We start from the raw sequence: 2,177 nt of genomic DNA, 5'->3' as shown, positions 1-2,177 counted from the left end.
CCACACCGGCGCGTTCAGGCGGTTCCACTCGGCCAGCTTCGCCTCCGTCAGCCCGAAGGCCTGCAGCTGGATCCCGCCCCAGGTCTCCTCACCCGTCACCTGGCCCTCGACGGTGGCGCCCATCCCCAGCGGCACGGCGACGAACTGACGGACCGTGCCCCGGCCCGAGTTGATGCCGTCCAGCCAGGGCTGCTCGGGCAGCGGAAGGTAGTTCTGCGGGTCCGCCGACAGCCGCCCGCTCCACGGCTTCCCGGACACCGCGCACACCTTGCCCACGCCGACCTGGAGGGCCGCCGGACGCGAGGTGCCGCCGAAGTGCAGCCACATCGCCTCCCTCAGGTAGACCGGCAGCATCACGCCGCCACGGGCCAGCCACTCCGCCGGCGCCGTGTCGGGGAAGTCCTCGACCCGGCGCAGCGGGAAGGACCCCAGCCCCGGCGGCAGTGCGTGGGTGCCCGTCTCCGGCAGCCGCAGGGTCCTGATGAACCGCACCCGCACCCCGCCCGGCAACGCCAGGCTGTCCCCGTCGATCCGCGCACCGCCCGCTTCGACCATCGCACGCTCCCTCGTTCCGGGACCCGTCGGCAGACCCCGCCGTGGAGCACGCTGTCAGGACCGCGCCCGGTTCCGCCGGGGTTTGCGGATCTTCGGCAGCCGCAGCCGGCGGCGCCACTCCTCCAGCCGGCGCTTGCGCTCGCGCTGCATCCGCGTGTTGCGGTCCAGCTCCTCCAGCAGACGGCGGGAGCGGTGGTCGGTGTCCAGCTCGTCGAGGATCCGGGTGATCTCGGTGAGGAACGCCCCCACCAGCTGCCAGTCCTTGGGGTCCTCCTGCACGCGCTCCAGCAGGATGTTGGCCAGCCGGTCCCGGGTGGCCGTCGCCTGCGTCAGCTCCGCCGCCAGACGTTCCTCCGCCTCCTCGGCGTTGGTGCTGACGTCGGAGATCACCATGACCCCGAAGCTCACCACCGCGTCGCCGACCTCGGCCAGCAGATCCTCGACCACCGGACCCGCCTGCGGGTCGAACAACGGGTCGGGGTCGCGCCGCTTCGCCAGGTCGGTGAAGCTGCGCGCGATGACCCGCAGCACCACCGTGCAGATCTCCAGGGTGTCCAGACCGGTCCGCAGCACGACCCGGTGCAGCAGCCCCTCGCGGACCCTGGGGTTGAGCCGCAGGCTGTCCTCCGCCTGGCGCAGCGCCGCGTCGACGCCGGCGATGTGGTGGTCCAGGGCGCGCGCCTCGTGGAGCCGGGCGGTGGCGTTGGGCACCGGCGTGTGCCCGGAGGCCTCCTCGCCCATCCGCAGCATCAGCTGCCGCATCCGCCGGGACAGGTCGGTCAGCGACTCGGCCGCCACGTCCACCCACACCGGGGGCGCGAAGAGGAAGTTGAAGGAGAGTCCGACGATCGCGCCGATCAGCGTCTCGACGATGCGCGCCCACGCGGTGTCGCCCACCGTGGTGACGCCCAGCACCAGCATCGCGCTGATCGCCACCTCGGGCAGGAAGTCCCCGGTACGGGCCAGCCTCCCGATGACCAGCGACGCCAGGATGATCAGCGCCAGACTCCACCAGGTGAGACCGACCACCCGGGTGAACACGATGGCGATCAGCACGCCCGCGACCACCGCGTTCACACGCTCGATGCCCGTGGTGATCGTCGAGTAGAGGGTGACCTGCACGACCAGCAGCGCCGTCAGCGGAGCGGTGAGCGGCACCGCCTCCGGACTCAGGTGGAGGGCGAACACGTAGGAGATCGTCGCGGCCGCCGTCGCCCGCAAGGTGTGGACGACGTCCGGATCCCTCTTCCACCCCCGGTACTTCGTGACCAACGCTGCCTTCACACCCTGAACGTCCCGCATGACCTGCGCCTTCCCGCTCCCGGGTACACCCAACACGTCGGTTCCGCCAGGTGGAGCCCATGTGCCGTCCATGGTCCGTGCCGTCCATGGTCGCGGCCCGCGCCGTGGATCGTCTCCACGACACGGGCCGCGCGGGGCGCCGGTCCGGCCCTCGGGCCGCCGGGGGGTTCAGCCGGCGGGCTCGTCGGGCACCGGATGCGCCGGGTTGGGGCTGCCGCCCTTCGGCGCGCCCTGCCGGCCGGTGCCCGCCTCGTCGGTGTCGGGCAGGTCCTCCTCGTCCGCGTCGCCGGGCCGGTCGCCCGAGCCGGTGGCCCCGGGAG

The 2,177-nt window shown here is 72.9% G+C and carries 1 protein-coding gene and 1 pseudogene; both read right to left on the bottom strand.

The genetic code is table 11. From position 1 onward, the window contains the following. Positions 1-555: pseudogene (locus tag ACOV8S_RS22065) on the bottom strand (hypothetical protein); the annotation flags it as partial. Positions 556-609: 54 nt separating this feature from the next. Next, a complete protein-coding gene (locus ACOV8S_RS22060) occupies positions 610-1,857 on the bottom strand; it encodes an FUSC family protein (RefSeq protein WP_448319670.1) in 1,248 nt (415 codons plus the stop codon). Between the last annotated feature and the right edge of the window lie 320 nt (positions 1,858-2,177).

Source organism: Streptomyces sp. CO7 (assembly GCF_053474865.1).
The sequence above is the reverse complement of the archived record's forward strand: the minus strand, read 5'-3'. Positions and strand labels throughout refer to the sequence as shown.